At 49.1% G+C, this 17931-nt stretch carries 15 protein-coding genes, 1 pseudogene and 1 riboswitch; of the genes and pseudogenes, 12 read left to right on the top strand and 4 right to left on the bottom strand.

The features are described 5' to 3' along the window. Window positions 1–124, top strand: a pseudogene (locus tag R0I52_RS01660) (IS5/IS1182 family transposase); the annotation flags it as partial. A 46-nt stretch (window positions 125–170) separates the two neighbouring features. Here R0I52_RS01660 and thiC read toward each other — a convergent pair. After that, window positions 171–2156, bottom strand: coding sequence for a phosphomethylpyrimidine synthase ThiC (gene thiC / locus R0I52_RS01665; protein WP_317052885.1), 1986 nt, complete (start codon window positions 2154–2156; stop codon window positions 171–173). Between the two features lie 289 nt (window positions 2157–2445). Next, a riboswitch (TPP riboswitch) is annotated at window positions 2446–2562 on the bottom strand. Between the two features lie 271 nt (window positions 2563–2833). Between thiC and pstS the strand changes: the two genes are divergently transcribed. From pstS to phoU, 5 genes are all read left to right on the top strand, one after another. Next, the gene (gene pstS / locus R0I52_RS01670) at window positions 2834–4000 is read left to right on the top strand and encodes a phosphate ABC transporter substrate-binding protein PstS (protein WP_317052886.1); all 1167 of its coding nucleotides are present in this window, start codon (window positions 2834–2836) and stop codon (window positions 3998–4000) included. A 209-nt stretch (window positions 4001–4209) separates the two neighbouring features. Beyond that, window positions 4210–5163: a phosphate ABC transporter permease subunit PstC gene (gene pstC / locus R0I52_RS01675; RefSeq protein ID WP_075101431.1), complete on the top strand. Its 954-nt coding sequence runs from the start codon at window positions 4210–4212 to the stop codon at window positions 5161–5163. 187 nt (window positions 5164–5350) lie between these two features. Next, window positions 5351–6136 carry a phosphate ABC transporter permease PstA gene (gene pstA / locus R0I52_RS01680; RefSeq protein WP_410524024.1) on the top strand — a complete coding sequence of 262 codons (786 nt, stop codon included), beginning with the start codon at window positions 5351–5353 and terminating at the stop codon, window positions 6134–6136. An 89-nt stretch (window positions 6137–6225) separates the two neighbouring features. Continuing rightward, complete coding sequence (pstB, locus tag R0I52_RS01685) at window positions 6226–7146, top strand: phosphate ABC transporter ATP-binding protein PstB (protein ID WP_410524021.1); 921 nt, start codon at window positions 6226–6228, stop codon at window positions 7144–7146. 98 nt (window positions 7147–7244) lie between these two features. Then, complete coding sequence (phoU, locus tag R0I52_RS01690; protein ID WP_317052887.1) at window positions 7245–8042, top strand: phosphate signaling complex protein PhoU; 798 nt, start codon at window positions 7245–7247, stop codon at window positions 8040–8042. Window positions 8043–8126: 84 nt separating this feature from the next. Here phoU and R0I52_RS01695 read toward each other — a convergent pair whose 3' ends face one another. Together R0I52_RS01695 and argH are read right to left on the bottom strand one after the other, a co-directional pair. Continuing rightward, on the bottom strand, window positions 8127–8417 hold the full coding sequence (locus R0I52_RS01695) for an oxidative damage protection protein (RefSeq protein WP_075101388.1): 291 nt from the start codon (window positions 8415–8417) through the stop codon (window positions 8127–8129). Window positions 8418–8722: 305 nt separating this feature from the next. Continuing rightward, window positions 8723–10096, bottom strand: a complete 1374-nt coding sequence (argH, locus tag R0I52_RS01700; protein WP_075101434.1) for an argininosuccinate lyase — start codon at window positions 10094–10096, stop codon at window positions 8723–8725. A 239-nt stretch (window positions 10097–10335) separates the two neighbouring features. Between argH and R0I52_RS01705 the strand changes: the two genes are divergently transcribed. The 6 genes from R0I52_RS01705 to R0I52_RS01730 all read left to right on the top strand — a co-directional run bounded on the left by R0I52_RS01705 (window position 10336) and on the right by R0I52_RS01730 (window position 16446). After that, window positions 10336–11361 (top strand): histidine kinase, encoded by a 1026-nt coding sequence (locus R0I52_RS01705; protein WP_317052888.1) that lies wholly within the window; start codon window positions 10336–10338, stop codon window positions 11359–11361. A gap of 321 nt (window positions 11362–11682) precedes the next feature. After that, window positions 11683–12420 (top strand): LytTR family DNA-binding domain-containing protein, encoded by a 738-nt coding sequence (locus R0I52_RS01710; protein ID WP_317052889.1) that lies wholly within the window; start codon window positions 11683–11685, stop codon window positions 12418–12420. 207 nt (window positions 12421–12627) lie between these two features. Next, window positions 12628–13662 (top strand): hydroxymethylbilane synthase, encoded by a 1035-nt coding sequence (hemC, locus tag R0I52_RS01715; RefSeq protein ID WP_317052890.1) that lies wholly within the window; start codon window positions 12628–12630, stop codon window positions 13660–13662. 162 nt (window positions 13663–13824) lie between these two features. After that, a complete protein-coding gene (locus tag R0I52_RS01720) occupies window positions 13825–14847 on the top strand; it encodes a uroporphyrinogen-III synthase (protein WP_410524025.1) in 1023 nt (340 codons plus the stop codon). Between the two features lie 99 nt (window positions 14848–14946). Then, window positions 14947–15897, top strand: coding sequence for a hypothetical protein (locus R0I52_RS01725; RefSeq protein WP_317052892.1), 951 nt, complete (start codon window positions 14947–14949; stop codon window positions 15895–15897). 66 nt (window positions 15898–15963) lie between these two features. After that, the gene (locus tag R0I52_RS01730; protein ID WP_317052893.1) at window positions 15964–16446 is read left to right on the top strand and encodes an acyl-CoA thioesterase; all 483 of its coding nucleotides are present in this window, start codon (window positions 15964–15966) and stop codon (window positions 16444–16446) included. A 128-nt stretch (window positions 16447–16574) separates the two neighbouring features. Here the strand turns inward: R0I52_RS01730 and ribBA are convergent, their stop codons facing one another. Beyond that, on the bottom strand, window positions 16575–17687 hold the full coding sequence (gene ribBA / locus R0I52_RS01735; protein WP_075101396.1) for a bifunctional 3,4-dihydroxy-2-butanone-4-phosphate synthase/GTP cyclohydrolase II: 1113 nt from the start codon (window positions 17685–17687) through the stop codon (window positions 16575–16577). Between the last annotated feature and the right edge of the window lie 244 nt (window positions 17688–17931).

The following is a 17931-nucleotide window of genomic DNA, read 5'->3' on the forward strand; positions in this document are numbered from 1 at the left end:
GCACAAAATAGGCTTAATCAAGTTGTTTAAAATCGTGGCTCATAGATATCGCAACCGTCGTCAGCGCTACGATCTTAGAATGAAGCTGTTTGCTGGTATCATTAATTCCGAGCTTAGACTATGACTTTTGCAAGAGGTCTATTAAATATACAGCGGTCAAATCAGCGGAATTATACCTCTTTATACAGCTGTCGCCCCTCGCTATGGTATTTTTCGGTCATCTCTTGCATGCCTTGTTCAATCTCAGCTGCACTCATCGCCTCTGTGCCTAAGCTTTCTGCCGCATCTAACCCTTTGGCGTACTCACGGACGTTTTGGGTGATTTTCATCGAACAAAATTTAGGGCCACACATTGAACAAAAATGCGCCGACTTGTGCGCGTCTTTTGGCAGCGTTTCATCATGATATTCGCGTGCGGTATCAGGATCGAGTGCCAGATTAAACTGATCATCCCAGCGGAACTCAAAACGCGCCTTAGATAAGGCATTATCGCGAGCTTGCGCGCCTGGGTGGCCCTTAGCCAGATCAGCGGCATGCGCGGCGATTTTATAGGTGATGATACCGTCTTTTACGTCCTTTTTATTTGGTAGTCCTAAATGTTCTTTTGGCGTCACATAACAGAGCATGGCGGTGCCAAACCAGCCAATCATCGCCGCGCCAATAGCACTGGTGATATGGTCATAACCGGGTGCGATATCAGTGGTCAGCGGCCCTAAAGTATAAAACGGCGCGTCGCTGCAAGTCTCTAGCTGCAAGTCCATATTTTCTTTGATGCGGTTCATCGCCACGTGCCCTGGACCTTCGATCATTACCTGCACATCGTGCTGCCAAGCGATTTTCGTCAGCTCGCCAAGCGTGCGCAGCTCACCGAACTGCGCTTCGTCATTAGCATCTTGTAAGCAGCCGGGACGCAGACCATCGCCTAAGCTAAAGGCCACATCGTACTGCTTCATAATCTCGCAAATCTCTTCAAAATGCGTGTATAAAAAGCTCTCTTTATGATGGGCAAGGCACCACTGCGCCATGATAGAGCCGCCACGCGAGACGATACCCGTCAAGCGATTGGCCGTCAGTGGTACATAGCGCAGCAGCACGCCTGCATGAATGGTGAAGTAATCAACGCCTTGTTCGGCTTGCTCGATCAATGTATCGCGGAATATCTCCCACGTTAGGTCTTCGGCGATGCCGTCGACTTTTTCTAATGCTTGATAAATTGGTACCGTACCGATGGGCACAGGCGAGTTACGAATCAACCACTCACGGGTCTCGTGGATATGATTGCCTGTCGACAAATCCATGATGGTATCCGCGCCCCATCGTGTTGCCCATGTCATCTTCGACACTTCTTCATCGATAGACGAGCCAAGTGCTGAATTACCGATATTGGCGTTAATCTTTACCAAAAAATTACGCCCGATAATCATCGGCTCAGACTCAGGGTGATTGATATTATTTGGGATGATGGCGCGACCGGCCGCGACCTCGCTACGCACAAACTCAGGGGTGATGATTTTTGGCGTATTGGCACCAAAGCTCTCGCCGTCATGTTGGCGCATATCGGTCAGTTCATGCTGCTTTTGCGTCTCACGAATGGCGATATATTCCATCTCAGGGGTGATGATACCGCGGCGCGCATAGTGCATCTGGGTGACATTGCCTGCTTTACCATTGACTTTTTTGGCGCGGCGCGGCTTATCGATATGGGCAAACCGTAGATTGGCTGTGGTGATATCACGCGCACGCGCTTGCCCGTATGAGCTGGACAAACCACTTAGTTGCTCTGTATCACCGCGCTCGGCTATCCAGCCCTCGCGCAGTTTGGGTAAGCCGTGGGTTAGGTCAATTTGGGCATCAGGGTCGGTATAGACGCCTGAGGTGTCGTAGACATAAAACGGCGGGTTTTGCTCCCAGTCGGACTCATCAACGCCTTGGATGGGGGTGGGGTCCAGCGTAATCTTGCGCATCGGCACTTGAATATCAGGTCTTGAGCCTTGGATATAGACTTTTTGCGAGGCGGGGAGAATGCGGTGTAGGTCGCGCGCTTCTTCTTCAAAGCGCGTGTCTTTGGCGCTACGGTGCGCAGGGGTTTTTAACGCGTCGGTTTTTTTGTCAGAAGCGTTTTTCTGGGTCTTTGGAGGTAAGGTTGAGGTTGTCATATGCTGTCCTAGCGTGTTGGTTTTTGAATAAAAGCAACACCGCCAGAAGCTGCGGGGGTAGCACTTATCATCTAGGCAGTTTTTGCTGCGTCGTCGTCACTGGCTGTCAAAGCTATCATCGCGAAAACCTGCCTTCGCGGAGGATGTCATCAACCTGTAAGCGACGCTTGGTATCCCTCATCATTATTTGGCACTACTTAACCCTATAAAGCTTAGCACCACAAAGTGGGCATTTAGGCCAACAGTCATGAGGATAACAAGGCATTTCTGCCCGTTTTTGCCATACATAATAAAGTGCTGAAGACTTCCCTGCGTCGGTACTAACCGCATCAGGTTCGGCGGGTGATCTCTCAGCGAATGTACAAAGGCAGTCAGCCATTCATACACCGCACCCCGAGTCTGTCAGTGTTGTAAATCAGTCTCATACTAACAAACTTCTGCCATGAGGGCTACTGGTGTTTGACCACCGGTATGTCAGTCAACGTGCGCACGAGGCCATGAGTCATGACACGCAGGCTAATAGCGTTAGCCTCAAGCGCCGACTGATTTGACCCTATTTGTCACGCAGATAAAAGAGTTGGGCGGTTGTCATCAAACTGTCATAAAAACTTGTCAAGATGTCACACATGTCACCAATCATGCTTTTTTCAATCGTTGTTAAACTTTAGGAGTCCTACATGCGTTATTCGTTATTGGCAGTCGCCGTTAGTTGCACCTTAGTACTCACCGCTTGTAATAAATCCACCGACACCGCAGAGTCAGCAGCGCAGAGTGACACCAGCGCGGCGACAGTGGCCGAAACCACCAGCACAGCGACATCTTCTCCAGCAAGCGATTTTAAATCAGCTGAAAACATCGCCATGAACATCACTGGTGCTGGCGCGTCGTTCCCGCAGCCTATCTATGCCAAATGGTCCTATGACTATAATGCCGCGACTGGCGGTCAGGTCAACTATCAGTCTATCGGCTCCTCAGGTGGCATCAAACAAATCCAAGCAAAAACCGTTGACTTTGGCGCTTCTGATGCCCCCATGACCCCTGAAGAGCTGGATGCGGCAGGACTTATTCAGTTTCCAACCGTCATCGGCGGCGTGGTACCGATTGTCAATATCGATGGCGTGGGGCCAGGTGAGCTAAAGCTGGACGGCGCAACTCTAGCCGATATCTATCTGGGTAAGATTAGCAAATGGAATGACCCTGCTATCACCGCCATGAACCCAGATTTGACCTTGCCAGATGCTGCCATTACCACCGTGTTTCGCTCAGATGGCTCAGGCACAACCTTTAACTTTACCGATTATTTGGCGAAGGTTTCAACTGACTGGAAAGACAGCGTGGGTGTCGATAAAACCATCAAATGGCCAACCTCTGCCACAGGGGCAGGCGGCAAAGGCAACGAGGGCGTATCAAGCTACGTCAACCGCATGAAAAACGCTATCGGCTACGTCGAGTATGCCTATGCCAAGCAAAACAACATGGCGCATGCCGCCCTCAAAAACGCGGCGGGTAACTTCGTGCAGCCATCTGCTGAGACCTTTGCTGCGGCAGGTGATATCGATTGGTCACAGCAAGCAGGCTTTTATAAAGTCATCACCAACTCTGAGACCGAGCAAGCGTGGCCCATCGCCGCTGCCACCTTTATCTTGGTACACAAGCAGCCAGAAAACCCGAAGCAAGTGGCTGGCGTGCTGAACTTCTTTGATTGGGCGTATGCTGAAGGTGATGATAGTGCCATGGCGCTTGATTATGTGCCTTTCTCTGATACCGCAGTGGCACTGTTTAAAGACAAGTGGAATGAAGTCAAAGGTCGTGATGGTCAACCCGTCTACACACCGGCTCAGTAGTTTTTCTATATATGTATAGCAGTACTTGTAAGCCCCTTTGAGACACCTATTCTCCGGTGGTTGTCTCAAAGGTTTTATCACAACAAACTTAAAAATAGCGTTATTAATGACCGTTAATAGCACCCTTTATTAAGGTTTCGTTTGCTGTGATAAGACCTGATGAGTCTTTTCAAGATTTTGATTTAATATTATTTAATGCTGAGACACTTATGAATGATTTAAGGTCGCAACTGGCAAAACAAAAACGTTACGATGCACTATTTGTCAATGCCACCAAGGCATTTGCCATTCTCGTACTGCTATCTTTGGGCGGTATTTTGCTCTCTTTGATCATTGGCGCTTGGCCGAGCATTCAAGCATTTGGCCTTGGGTTTTATACCAGTAATAACTGGGATACGGTTGCCAATGAATACGGTGCACTAGCGCCTATTTATGGCACGCTGGTGACGTCCTTTATTGCCATCTTAATCGCTGTGCCAGTCAGCTTTGGTATTGCGATATTTTTGACTGAGATGTGTCCAAACTTCTTAAAAAAGCCTCTCGGTATCGCCATTGAGCTGCTGGCTGGTATTCCCTCTATCATCTACGGTATGTGGGGATTGTTTGTCTTTGCGCCGTTTTTTGGTGATCACATTCAGCCGTGGTTTATCGAACACGTCGGTCCACTGCCTATCATCGGCAAACTATTTACCGGTGCGCCAATGGGATTGGGCATGTTTACCGCCTCCTTGGTGCTTGCCATTATGATTATTCCTTTTATTGCCGCTACCATGCGCGATGTTTTCTCTGTGGTGCCAGACCTGCTCAAAGAGTCAGCTTACGGCATGGGTGCGACCACTTGGGAAGTGATGTTTAAGATTATCTTGCCCTATACCAAGGCAGGCGTGGTCGGCGGGGTTATCTTGGGGTTGGGTCGGGCGCTGGGTGAGACCATGGCCGTGACCTTCCTTATTGGTAACGCCTTTAATATCAGCCCAAGTCTGTTTACCTCGGGTGTCACCATTACTTCAGCGCTGGCCAATGAGTTTGCCGAAGCCTCCAGTGAGCTACATCTGGCCTCGCTGCTGCACCTTGGCCTCATACTATTTATCATCACCTTTATTGTGCTGTCGCTGGCTAAGCTCATGCTGATGCGTATGGATCAAAAAGCAGGCAACCGCTAACACATAACGATATACAGACGACAGCGATATACAGGCTGACAAAAAATCTTGAAAAATGGAAATGAGTTTTATGCCTACTAATGCGATGCACTCAGCGTTACCTGCGCAGACTGGCTTTGATAGCCGCTACGACAAGCGTCTTTATAACAAAAGACGCTGGGCCAATAAGCTGGGCTTGGGTTTTGCCATGTCGGCGATGGTATTTGGCTTGATTTGGCTATTTTGGATACTGGTGACGCTGTTTATCGAAGGTTTCCAAGGCATGGTACAAATGCCTATCTTTACCGCCGACACCCCGCCACCGATGAGCGAAGGTGGTCTACGCAACGCCATTGTCGGCTCGGTAATGTTAGCGTTTTCGGGGTTGTTTATCGGTGCGCCCATTGGCCTGATGACAGGGATTTATTTGTCTGAGTTTGCGCAAGGCAGCCTGCTTGGCAAAGTGACGCGCTTTTTAAATGATATTTTGCTCTCTGCGCCGTCGATTGTCATTGGTCTGTTTATTTATGCCTTGATGGTTAAAGGCCAAAGCTTTTCCGGGTGGGCGGGTGCCTTGGCATTGGCATTGATTGTGGTGCCTGTGGTGGTGCGCACGACTGAAAACATGCTCAATCTGGTGCCCAATAGCATTCGTGAAGCGGCCTATGCACTGGGCACGCCGAAGTGGAAGATGGTCACGCAAGTGACGATTAAGGCGGCTCGAGCGGGGCTGACCACTGGTGTGCTGTTGGCCTTTGCCAGAATCACCGGTGAGACGGCGCCATTGCTATTTACCGCCTTAAATAATCAATACTTTAGTACCGATATGAGTCAGCCGATTGCCAACTTGCCGAACACCATTTATCAGTTTGCCATGAGTCCTTATGACAATTGGCATGCCCTTGCTTGGGCGGCGGCACTGCTGATTACCGCTTCGGTATTGGTACTCAATATTTTGGCAAGGTTTATCGGTGGACGCAGCTCCAGCAAATAGTAGCCAGAGTCGATAACGCCTACCACCAAATCACCTTATATATAGCATTTACCTAAATTTATATTCATTAAGCTAGGTTGGATAACATTATGAATGACGTCATCAGCAAAACGCGTAGCACAGCAGATAGCAGCAACTTTGATACGACCACAGCCAGCTTACTACATAGATCGATGGCGACGACCACGCAACTGTCGCAGCCAGATTCGTCAAATTTAACTAAGCAAACACAGCATGATATTCCCAAAGACATGCCAGCAGCGAAGATGCAGATTCGTGATTTAAGCTTTTATTACGGGGATTTTCAGGCGCTAAAAAATATCAATATCGACATTCCTGACAAAAAAGTCACCGCCTTTATCGGCCCGTCAGGTTGCGGCAAGTCAACCCTGCTCCGTACCTTTAACCGTATGTATGACCTCTACCCCGGCATGCGTGCAGAAGGCAGTATCAACCTCGATGGCAAAAACATCTTGGGCAAAGACATCGATGTCAACCTGCTACGTGCGCAAGTCGGTATGGTCTTTCAAAAGCCGACGCCGTTTCCGATGTCCATCTATGACAATGTCGCCTTTGGTGTGCGTCTTTATGAAAGACTAAGCAAAGCTGAGCTGGACAATCGGGTGGAATGGGCGCTAAAAAAATCGGCACTATGGCCTGAGGTAAAAGACAAGCTCAAAGCCTCAGGTTTGTCGCTATCAGGCGGGCAGCAGCAGCGTCTGTGTATCGCTCGTAGTGTCGCTACCAAGCCTGAAGTGCTACTGCTCGATGAGCCAACTTCGGCACTTGACCCACTCTCGACAGGCGCCATCGAGGATTTGATTGAAGACTTAAAAAAAGATTATACCATCGCCATCGTCACTCACAACATGCAGCAGGCGGCGCGAGTGTCAGACTACACGGTCTATATGTATCTGGGCGATATGGTTGAGATGGGCGAGACCGATCAGATATTTACCACGCCTACGCAAAAAGCCACGGAAGACTACATTACGGGTCGTTATGGCTAACGCTGTACAGATTAAAACTATCGTTAATTTTTAATAACAACAATACAGCTATGCCAGCAGCACGCCATTAATATACAGATACTTAGGGAATACCTCTCATGCAAAGTGACAAGCACATCTCCAAAAGTTTTGATCAAGATTTGGATGAAGCCATTCGTCTGTTTTTGGTGATGGGCGACCATGCAGCCAGCCAAGTTGCCAAAGCCATTCACGCGCTTATCGACAAGGATGACACACTGGCGCAAGAAGTCATCGAGATGGATTTTGATATCAATCGGCAGGAAGTCGAGCTGGATGAGCATATCTTGTTATTGGTCGCCAAACGCCAGCCAGCGGCCAGTGACTTGCGTTTGGTGATGTCCATCAGTAAAGGCGTGGTGGATTTGGAGCGCATCGGTGATGAAGCGGTCAAAATCGCCAAAATGGCCAATAAGCTCGCCGCTCAAGGTAAGTCAGCGTATGGCTATGCCGAAGTGCAGCATCTGAGCAATCAAGTACGTCTGATGCTGCACAATGCGCTAGAGGCTTTTAGTCAATCCAATGCTGAGCAGGCGTTTGAGGTGATGCGCAATGATGATGTGGTCAATGAAGAGTATCAATCAGCGATGCGTGCCTTGATGACTTATATCATGGAAGACGCGCGCCACGTCTCCAAGGTCATCAATATCGTGTGGGTGTTGCGCGCGCTCGAGCGTATTGGTGATCATGCGCAAAACATCGCCGAGCTGGTCATCAACTATATCAGCGGCCAAGATGTACGCCACTCAGACTATGCACTGGTCGAAAAAGCGGTGCAAGAAGCCAATGATCGGATGGCGGCGCGCCAAAATGATGATGTGATAGCGACAGATATCTCACCGCTAGCTAGCGATAAAAAACTGAGCAACGGCCTTTAAACATCCATTAAAAACGCGCTATTTAAAGATAGCGCGTTTCGATATTTAGCATACTGGTATAAGTATAAAAGTGATGTCGAGCTTTTATTTTTCTGGTGTCCAGCCCTGCGCGCGCTCATAGTCTTCGTTGTCCAAAAATTTCTCACGCTGCTCGGTCAAAAACTTTTTGGCCTCAGGGTCCATCATGCTTAGATGGTTTTCGTTGATTAGCATGGTTTGCTGCTCCAGCCACTCTTTCCACGCTTTGTCAGAGACTGTTTCTTGTAGCTCTTTGCCTTTTTGATTGGGGAAGGGTGGGTGCGGCATTTTTGGCAGCTCTTGCTTGTATTTGCGGCAAAACACGGTATTGGCTTGCGGGTTAAAAGTCTCAGTCATTAGAGGCTCCTTATAAACTATGAATATCACCCTATGATAACGATCTGAGTAAATTTAGCAAAGGCTATCGGGTGTATAGACGGTAACAGCCAAGCGGTTTAATGAAAGTTTTGGCGATGTGATGACAAAAAACACCCGCGCTAAGGCGTAAGTGCTAGGCGCGGGTGTTGGATAGTGAGTTCAGGATAAAAAAGATACAGCGGGACTGGGGTGAGTTTTACGCAGCATCTGTCTGTACAGGCACAGCACGCAAGGAAAATTTATACCCGTTCTGCGTCGAAATACCATACCTCTGTTTATGCAAATTAAGCAAAAGCTTTTAAGCGCGCGCGGCCATTAACCACCGCTTGCTTGACCTGATTGGGCGCGGTTCCACCCAAATGATCACGGGCGGCGAGTGAGCCCTCTAGCGTTAGGTAATCAAAGACGTCATCGCCGATCGCGTCGCTAAATTGCTGAAGCTGCGCCAATGACAAGTCACTTAAGTCAACGCCCTCTTTGATACCTAAAGCCACAGCGTTGCCGACGACCTCATGGGCATCACGGAATGCCACGCCTTGACGTACTAGGTAATCTGCCAAATCAGTCGCTGTCGCATAGCCTTTCATAGTCGCTTGACGCATACTGTCTTTATTGGGTGTGATGTTTGGTAGCATATCAGCGAATGCCAGTAGCGAACCTGTCAAGGTGTCGACACAGTCAAATAACGGCTCTTTGTCTTCTTGATTGTCTTTATTATACGCAAGCGGCTGGCTTTTCATCAGGCTTAACAATGTCATCAGCTGACCGAAGACCCGCGCCGCTTTACCGCGTACCAGCTCTGGCACGTCAGGGTTTTTCTTTTGCGGCATGATCGACGAGCCAGTACAGAAGCGATCGGGTATCTGTACAAAGTTAAACTGCGCCGACATCCATAGGATAATCTCTTCGCTCATACGTGACATATGCATCATAAGGATAGAGGCCGCTGAGGTAAACTCAATGGCAAAATCTCGGTCTGAGACCGCATCGAGTGAGTTTTGGCAAATGCCATCAAATCCTAGCAGTCTCGCGGTGATGGTACGGTCAATCGGAAAGGTCGTTCCAGCAAGCGCAGCACTACCAAGTGGCATCTGATTGATACGGCGACGGGCGTCGACGAGGCGCTCGGTATCGCGGTAGAGCATCTCAAACCATGCCATCACGTGATGGCCAAAGCTGACAGGCTGCGCGGTTTGTAGATGCGTAAAGCCTGGCATGATGGTGTCCGTATGCTGCTCGGCCAAATCCAGCAAGCCGTTTTGCAAACGTACCAACAGCGCGATGATGTTGTCGGTTTCTTCGCGTAGCCACAGGCGAATATCGGTGGCCACCTGATCGTTACGGCTACGGCCAGTGTGTAGTTTTTTGCCCACCGCGCCGACGATATCAGTCAGACGTGACTCGACGTTCATGTGTACGTCTTCTAGGGTGATAGACCAATTAAACTCGCCTGCTTCAATCTCAGCTAATACCTGCTGTAGACCATCGATGATGGTCGCCACTTCATCAGCGGTCAAAATCCCGCATTCTTTGAGCATGGTCGCATGAGCGATAGAGCCTTGGATATCATGTCGAGCAAAGCGTTGATCAAAGCCGACCGAAGCGGTGAAAGCGGCCACAAAGCTGTCCGTCGCTTCACTAAAGCGTCCGCCCCACATTTGCTGGCCTGGCGCGCTGGCAGGACTGTTTTGCGCCGCGTTATTTGTTGTAGAGTCATCTGTGCTAGAATCAGAAACTGACACGTTTTTATTTAATTCAGGATTACTAGGGTTTGAAGAGTTGGCGTTCATATCGATACAAGACAAGTCAAGAGAATAAGAACTCAAGTATAGCAAATGATGAGGTTGCCTTACTAGCGGAGCGCTTAGAGTTTTTTATCCCCAAGCTCATGGAGGTCATGAAGCCTTGGCAGTGGCTGATTTATATCTTTTTTTGGTCGCTGTTTGTGACGGTGATTGACCGCCATGACCTAGCTACTTGGTCTGACTTTATAATCAAGTTTGGCAGCCGAGTGATACAAAACACCGTAAGCATTATCCCTTCTTTGTATATCATCGATTATCTGCGCCCTGTCTTTAAGAGCATGAGCATACCCAAGGTCAGTATGTATGTGCTCGCCATCCTTATGCTGGCCTCTGCTGTCTCTATGGTGTTGGTCTTGCTGGTCATGATAAACATGGGCTGGCACGAATACAGCCTACAAAACTTCGTGTTAGAAGTGGTTTTTGACTTAATCCTTGCAGGCGGTTTTACCTTGGTATTTCTATTATACTTTTTGCGCCGTTATCGTGAGATGAATGCCCTTAATCAATCTTTTGAGCACAAGCTAAACGCCCAAAACGACTTAATCAAAGCCCGTATCACGCCGCACTTTTTCTTTAATACCATCAACACACTGGTGTCGTTGATTGAGTCCAATCCAGAACGCGCCTCCCAGTTGCTACAACACGTCTCCGCGCTGTTTCGCGCCAGCTTTAGTGGCGCGCGTGAGATTAGCTTTGAAGAAGAAATCGCTTTGTGTGAGCACTATTTGGCCATTGAGTCTAGCCGGCTATCTGACAAGCTTGATGTCACATGGCAGCTGCCAGATGAAGACATCATGTATGACATGGTCATCACCGCTTTGACGCTGCAAAGTGTGTTAGAAAAAATGCTCCTCAACGTGGTGGAGATGACCACAGAGACGATTTTTATTCATATCAAAGTCACTTGGTATGAGCACCGCGTCACCATCACCATCAGCGTCCAGCTCCCCAAAAAAACCTTGATGATCAATCATGATTTGCGCCAGCACATGAATTTTTATATCCAAGCAGAGCGTCTGCGCTCGTACTTTGGCCAAAGCGCCGATATCAGAAGCAAAGTGACCAACAGCCAGATCATTACCTTGATTGATTATCCGCTACAAGACGTCGGGATATAGCGGTCTGTCATCTAGCTATCTGCAAGCTAGCGAATATCAATAGACATCTATTACTAATACAAACTTTTGTTTAATGCGATTAATATAAAGTATGGCACAGTTATTGCACCATACTGTTTAAATTGGCACGATAATCGTCAATATCTAATATGTATTTGACCGATAAATAAGCGCTGCCAGACCTACATTAAATGTTTAAAACACCTGCAATAATCAAACATTTTTTATGCTAATTCCTTGGGCGTTAGTGTTATTATTGATAGTAGGTTGATGAATTATTTCACTAAATCGTATTAAGTATGTCCCAAAACAGGAGTTTGCATGCGGATCGTAGTCTGCGATGATGAGCCATTGGCGCGCGAGCGTTTGGTCAGAATTGTACAAGAGTCAGGCCATCAGGTGGTGGCACAAGCCACGACAGGGGCAGAAGCCATTGTCGCTGTCAAAACCCAGCAGCCAGATATCATATTATTAGACATTCGTATGCCCGAGATGGATGGGGTGCGCTGTGCGCAAGCGCTGAACGAGCTTGAGCATCCGCCAGCCATTATCTTTGTCACCGCCTACGATCACTATGCTATTGCTGCTCTCAAGGCTAACGCCATCGGCTATTTGCTCAAACCTGCCAACAAAGACGAGCTGCTGGAGGCGCTAAATAAAGCCAAAAATCTAAACGCCGCCCAGCTCAACGAAATCCGCAAGCTTGAGGACCCGGCAGCGCGGCCAATACGTGAGCATATCGCCGCTCGTACCCATCGCGGCGTCGAATTGATTAAGCTCACAGATATCTACTACTTTACTGCCGATCAAAAATACGTCAAAGTCCGTCACAAGGATGGTATCGTATTGATTGATGAGACACTAAAAGAGCTTGAGCAAGAGTTTGAAGACCGGTTGTTTCGCGTCCATCGCAATGCCATTATCAATCTGAGTTTTTTGGACTACTTAGAAACCTTGGATGCCGGCCAATATCAAGTACGCTTTAAAGGCATCGATGAGACATTGGCGGTGAGTCGTCGCCACCTGCCAGCGTTACGTGATAAAATCCAAAGCATGTAAAGCGCTATCTGTAACTGACTGTTTTCATAGAGAAATAATCATCCCATATCATCAAACCCTTATTTATGCTTAAATAGGGGTATTTTTTTTGCGTCAGCGTTTACTATCAACGAGTGATAGCGCCCATTTTTGTGGCAAATCGACCGTATCGTTTCATGCAGAGATGATTCGCACTGATATTGTATATCAAACTTATTGAGGCCTTTTATGAGCAATCTGCAGCAACCTGCTTTGACTACCTTAAACATCGCCACGCGCCAAAGCCCATTAGCCTTGTGGCAAGCTGAGCATATCCGCGATCGTCTGTTGGCGCTATATCCTGAGATGACGATTAATTTGCTAAAAATCGTCACTAAGGGTGACAAAATTTTGGACACGCCACTGGCAAAAATTGGTGGCAAAGGTTTGTTTGTCAAAGAGCTTGAGCAAGCGCTTTATAATAGAGATGCAGATATCGCCGTGCACTCGCTAAAAGATGTGCCCATGCAGCTGCCTGAAGGCTTGACGTTGGGGGTGTACTGCAAGCGCGCCGCCCCAACCGATGCGTTTGTATCCAATACATACGATAGTATCGATGCGTTGCCGCAAGGCGCTATCGTTGGCACCTCAAGCTTGCGCCGTCAGTGTCAAATCAAGGCTTATCGCCCAGATCTACAAATCAAAACCCTGCGCGGTAACGTTGGTACCCGTTTGAGCAAATTGGACGCAGGCGAGTATGACGCGATTATTTTGGCCACCAGTGGTTTGCAGCGTATTGAGCTGGACGAGCGTATTCGCGGTGAGCTGGATATCGATGCTTGTCTGCCCGCGGTTGGGCAAGGGGCGTTGGCGATTGAGTGCCGTGAGGGCGATGATGCAGTATTGCAGCTATTGGCACCACTAAATGATAATAAAGCGCGTATTCGCCTGATTGCTGAGCGTGCCCTCAACCGTCATTTAGAAGGCGGCTGTCAGGTACCGATCGCAGCCTATGCGGTCTTGCAAATGGCAGACGAGACCGAGGATGACCGTGCGAAAAATACCGAAAATGGCAACAATGACGACGGCAACATATTGTGGCTGCGCGGGCGCGTGGGGCAGGCCGATGGTAGCGAGCTGCTAAAAGCAGAAAAACGCATTACTTTAACTGGTAGCCAAGACGAGCAAGAAGCTCAGGCCAACCAGCTGGGTATCGATGTGGCTGATATGTTGCTTGCAGATGGTGCCGGCGCTATTTTATCAGCGATTTATGATACCAAATAATACGCAGATACCGACGTCTAAGCTGCAAGCCAGTAATTAAGACAGGTTTGCGACTTCTTTATTTCTTTCGATTTTTGTCATGGTACGTCTATGTCATCCACCTCATCTCATCCAACATCTACCGCTCGGCATAAGAGTGCGGCCCCATCAGCGCCTACGCGCATGGTCATCAATACCAGACCGGTAGAGCGTGCCGCTCCGCTGACGCAGCACCTACAAGCTGCGGGTCTAAGCGTGGTAGAGATTCCGATGCTGACGCTACAGCCGCGTCCTACCACAGATGCGGACATGGCGCTGATGCGTCAGTGGTTTGCAGGCGACTATCAGGCACTGGTCATCGTCAGTCCTACGGCAGCAGCAGCGGGACTAGCGGTTTGGCAAGCGCTTGCCCGCGAGCGCCATGCCCAGCACTCTGAGACGAATGGTGATAACCAAAATGATGAAAGCCAAAAAACCACCGAGCTACAAAGACTCAGCGCTCCCAGTCACTTGATTGCGGTAGGAGAGGCGACAGCTGCGGTCTTAAATGCAGCAAAAGTCAAGGCGGCAAGCTATCACGTGCTGCAGCCGCGCGTGGCCAATAACGAAGGCATGCTTGCGATGCCAGAGATTGATAGTTTGCAAGCAGGGGACAAGCTGTTGGTATGGCGCGGTCTTGGTGGCCGCCGTTTATTGGTCAACACGTTACAAGCGCGCGGTGTCCATATCGACAGCATCGCTTGGTACGAGCGTATCATGCCTCACGAGGCCTGTACGCAATACAACCAGTGGTTACAGCAGTTTTCTACAGCCGCTTCTTTGCCTAGCTCTCCATCATCAACATTAGTATCAGCATCAGAACTTGCAGCGCCAGCAGCGCCAAGCGCCGTTCAGCATCCAAAGCCTATACCCAAACAGTCAAAACCGGTCGTTATCGTTAGTAGTGCCACCGCCTTTGAGCATTGGCGGCAAGTGGTCAGTCAAGGTAAACGAAAAGTAAATGATGAAACGAGTGCTAAGGATACTGTAAAGCACCCATTGGCAGACAGTACAGGGACTGATGGATTGCCCAAGCTCAAGCTGTCAGACTTTGCTTATGTGGTGCTGGGTGAGCGCTTGGCTAATATGGTGGCCGATGAGCAGCTGAGCTACTGGCGGGTGGAGGATTTGGCACCAGCCACCATACTGGCTGCGATCAGTGCTTGATACGCCTAGGATATGGCTGTTTTGTCATCAGGATGCGTCTTCCTGTTTTATACGGCTTGCGATAACCATGACCCAATCTACCAGTAACGGTGCTGTACTATGTCTATGAACCCTGAGTCTTCACCCAAGGACCCTTCTGCTATTCAGCAGCGCCGGCAAGCAAATATGCTCCTCATACGCTTGCAATGGCTGACGATTTTATTGCTTATCGCCGCCTTACTCTGGTTATATATCAGTCAGCAGCGCTTTGAGCAGAGTGTCCATGAGCGTCTGCAAAGTAACGAGCAAGTCATCAGCCGTTTAAACGAGATGGATGATCGCTTGTTTGCCATGAGTCAGCAGACTCTACCTGAACCGCGCGTGGCAGCCAGTAGCCAAGCGCAAAATCAGCTGGATTTACTGCGTATTCAAATAAAAGCGGTGGATAGGCTGCTGATGGATAACAACGATAGCGCGGCGATTGATTTGCTGCGGGGGCTACACTGGCAGCTGTCGCAAAGCAGTAATGAGATTGCCCCTGCGCTGACGGTGGTGATTAAGCAAAGCCTGCTAAAAGACATTGAGCGCCTACAAGCACAAAGCTCGCAGCCAAGCCCGTGGCAGATGCACAATTTGGCCGTGCAAAATATCCAAACCTTTTTGCAGCACCATGAGCGTTACGATCATAAAGAGGGTAGCAAGGTTAATAAAAACCCAGCTGAAGACACAGCTAAAAATAAGGAGGCACTGACCCGTAGGCAGCTGGCCATCCACGAGACCATTATGACGCTCAATTTGGCCATGCAAGCCAGCAATATGCGCGACCGTGAGCAGCTCATCAGCTATCTATCGCAGGCACGCAAACAGCTCACAACCCTCACACCAAGCGCTGATGAGCGTCAGCAACAGACGGCCAACCCGCAAGCGTCAGATCAAACGGCCAATATTACGATGATGCAAGCCCCCAACGACGTGGCAGAGGTGATAAATTGGCTAGATCAATTGATTGTCGAAGCACCCAGGCCCACGGCGCTATTGACCACGCAAGTCTTAGCCAAACCGCAGCGCTAGTGCTGGGTGCTTGATGATAAGACACACCCAAATAATAAAAAACAGGATGATAAAAAAGGACACTTTATGAACCGCTCTCTACCAGCCGATTTACCGACAGTTAATGAGCCCCTGCCGACTGAGCTGGCTCACTATCCCGTTATCCATCATCAGCCGATACACTGGGGTGAGATGGACGCCTTTAACCATCTAAATAACGTGGTGTTTTATCGTTATGCTGAGTCAGCGCGTATTGCTTATCTGCAGGCATTAGGCATGTTTGATGGCAGCATGGTGACGGTATTGGCGCAGTCAAGCTGTCAGTATTTGCGTCCTGTGGTTTACCCTGATACTTTGTTATTAGGGGTGCGCTGCCAGCGCTTGGGTCGTACCAGTATTGTGATGGAGTATAGTTACTATAGTACGGCGCAAAGCCTGGTAGTGGCGACGGCTGAGGCGGTGGTGGTGCGATTGGACAGCGCTGGCAAAGACAAGTTGCCGTGGAGCAGTGCCGAGCGCGAGCGCCTATTGGCATTAGAAGCGACCGTTGGTCATACGCCTGAAGTTTGAGTGTTAACTTTTATAAAAATTACTCGCACATAAAAAAGCACGCTCAGTTTATAAGCGTGCTTTTTTATGATTGACTGACAGGGCTATTTAATCACTATCGAATAGTGATTAAATAACGATCACAGCGCCTAGCCTTGCTTGGGTGCATGCACAAAATCTACTACGTTTAGATCAAAGCCTGATAATGCATAAAACTTCATGGGTGATGACAATAAGCGCATATCACGCACGCCTAAATGACGCAAAATCTGCGCGCCAACCCCGATGCTACGATACGGCTGCTGGGTAATGGTTGATTGTGATTGATTGTCCGCCGCTTTATCCAGCGCATCGCCTAGATCAACGGGCTGATTGCTACCAATCCAAACCAGCACGCCGCGCTCCGAGGCGCTGATTTCTTCCAACGCTGACTGTACGCTCCAGCCACTACGACCCGTCATATCGTTTTTGGCGGCAAACAAATCACGCAGCGGATGGAAGCCATGGACACGGACAGTACTGACGCCTTCGCTGACATCGCCCTTCACCAACGCCAAATGCGTCTCTTCAGCGCCAAACTCACGGAAACGGTGCAAGGTAAAAGTCCCATGTTCGGTCTCAAAAGGACGGGTCTCTACTTCTTCTACCGTTTGCTCGTTGGCGATACGGTAATTGATCAGATCAGCGATTGTACCCATCTTGATGCCATGCTCTTTGGCAAAGATTTCAAGATCGTCACGACGTGCCATCGTACCATCAGCGTTGATGATCTCGACAATGACCGCTGCAGGCTCCAGTCCCGCTAGGCGAGCCAAGTCGCAGCCCGCTTCGGTGTGGCCGGCACGGTGCAGGACGCCGCCGTTTTGTGCCATGATAGGGAAGATATGGCCAGGTTGTACGATGTCTTCGGGTTTGGCTGATGCAGAGACCGCTGCCTGAATAGTGCGCGCACGGTCAGCCGCTGAGATACCTGTAGTGACGCCTTCAGCCGCTTCGATAGACACCGTAAAGTTGGTGCTAAACTTTGCTTCGTTGCGATCAGACATTAGCGGTAGTGCTAACTGTTGGCAGCGCGCTTGCGATAGGGTCAAACACACTAGGCCGCGAGCATGAGTGATCATAAAGTTGATGTCTTCAGGGCGCACATGGGTGGCGGCCATGATGATATCGCCTTCGTTTTCGCGGTCTTCATCATCCATCAAGATGACCATTTTTCCAGCACGGATGTCTTCGATAATCTCAGGAATGGTATTTAAACTCATAGTAAGTCTCAATATTTTATTATGTGTAGATAGGTGTGAGGTAACATATATAGCATGATCTGCCTATTGTAACAGCCGCTGACGCCATAGGCTGTTGCGATTAGGCAACGCGCCGCTGGCTACATTTATTCGATGATGAGCACGACTCGGCTATAGGTACGGACGCGAGGCACGATTGCCTCATTGCTTATATATCATTATGAGGACATTTTAACGCTTTTCATCCTATCGTGCTGCCCCATCT

Source organism: Psychrobacter sp. CAM01 (genome assembly GCF_032842965.1).
GTDB lineage: Bacteria > Pseudomonadota > Gammaproteobacteria > Pseudomonadales > Moraxellaceae > Psychrobacter > Psychrobacter celer.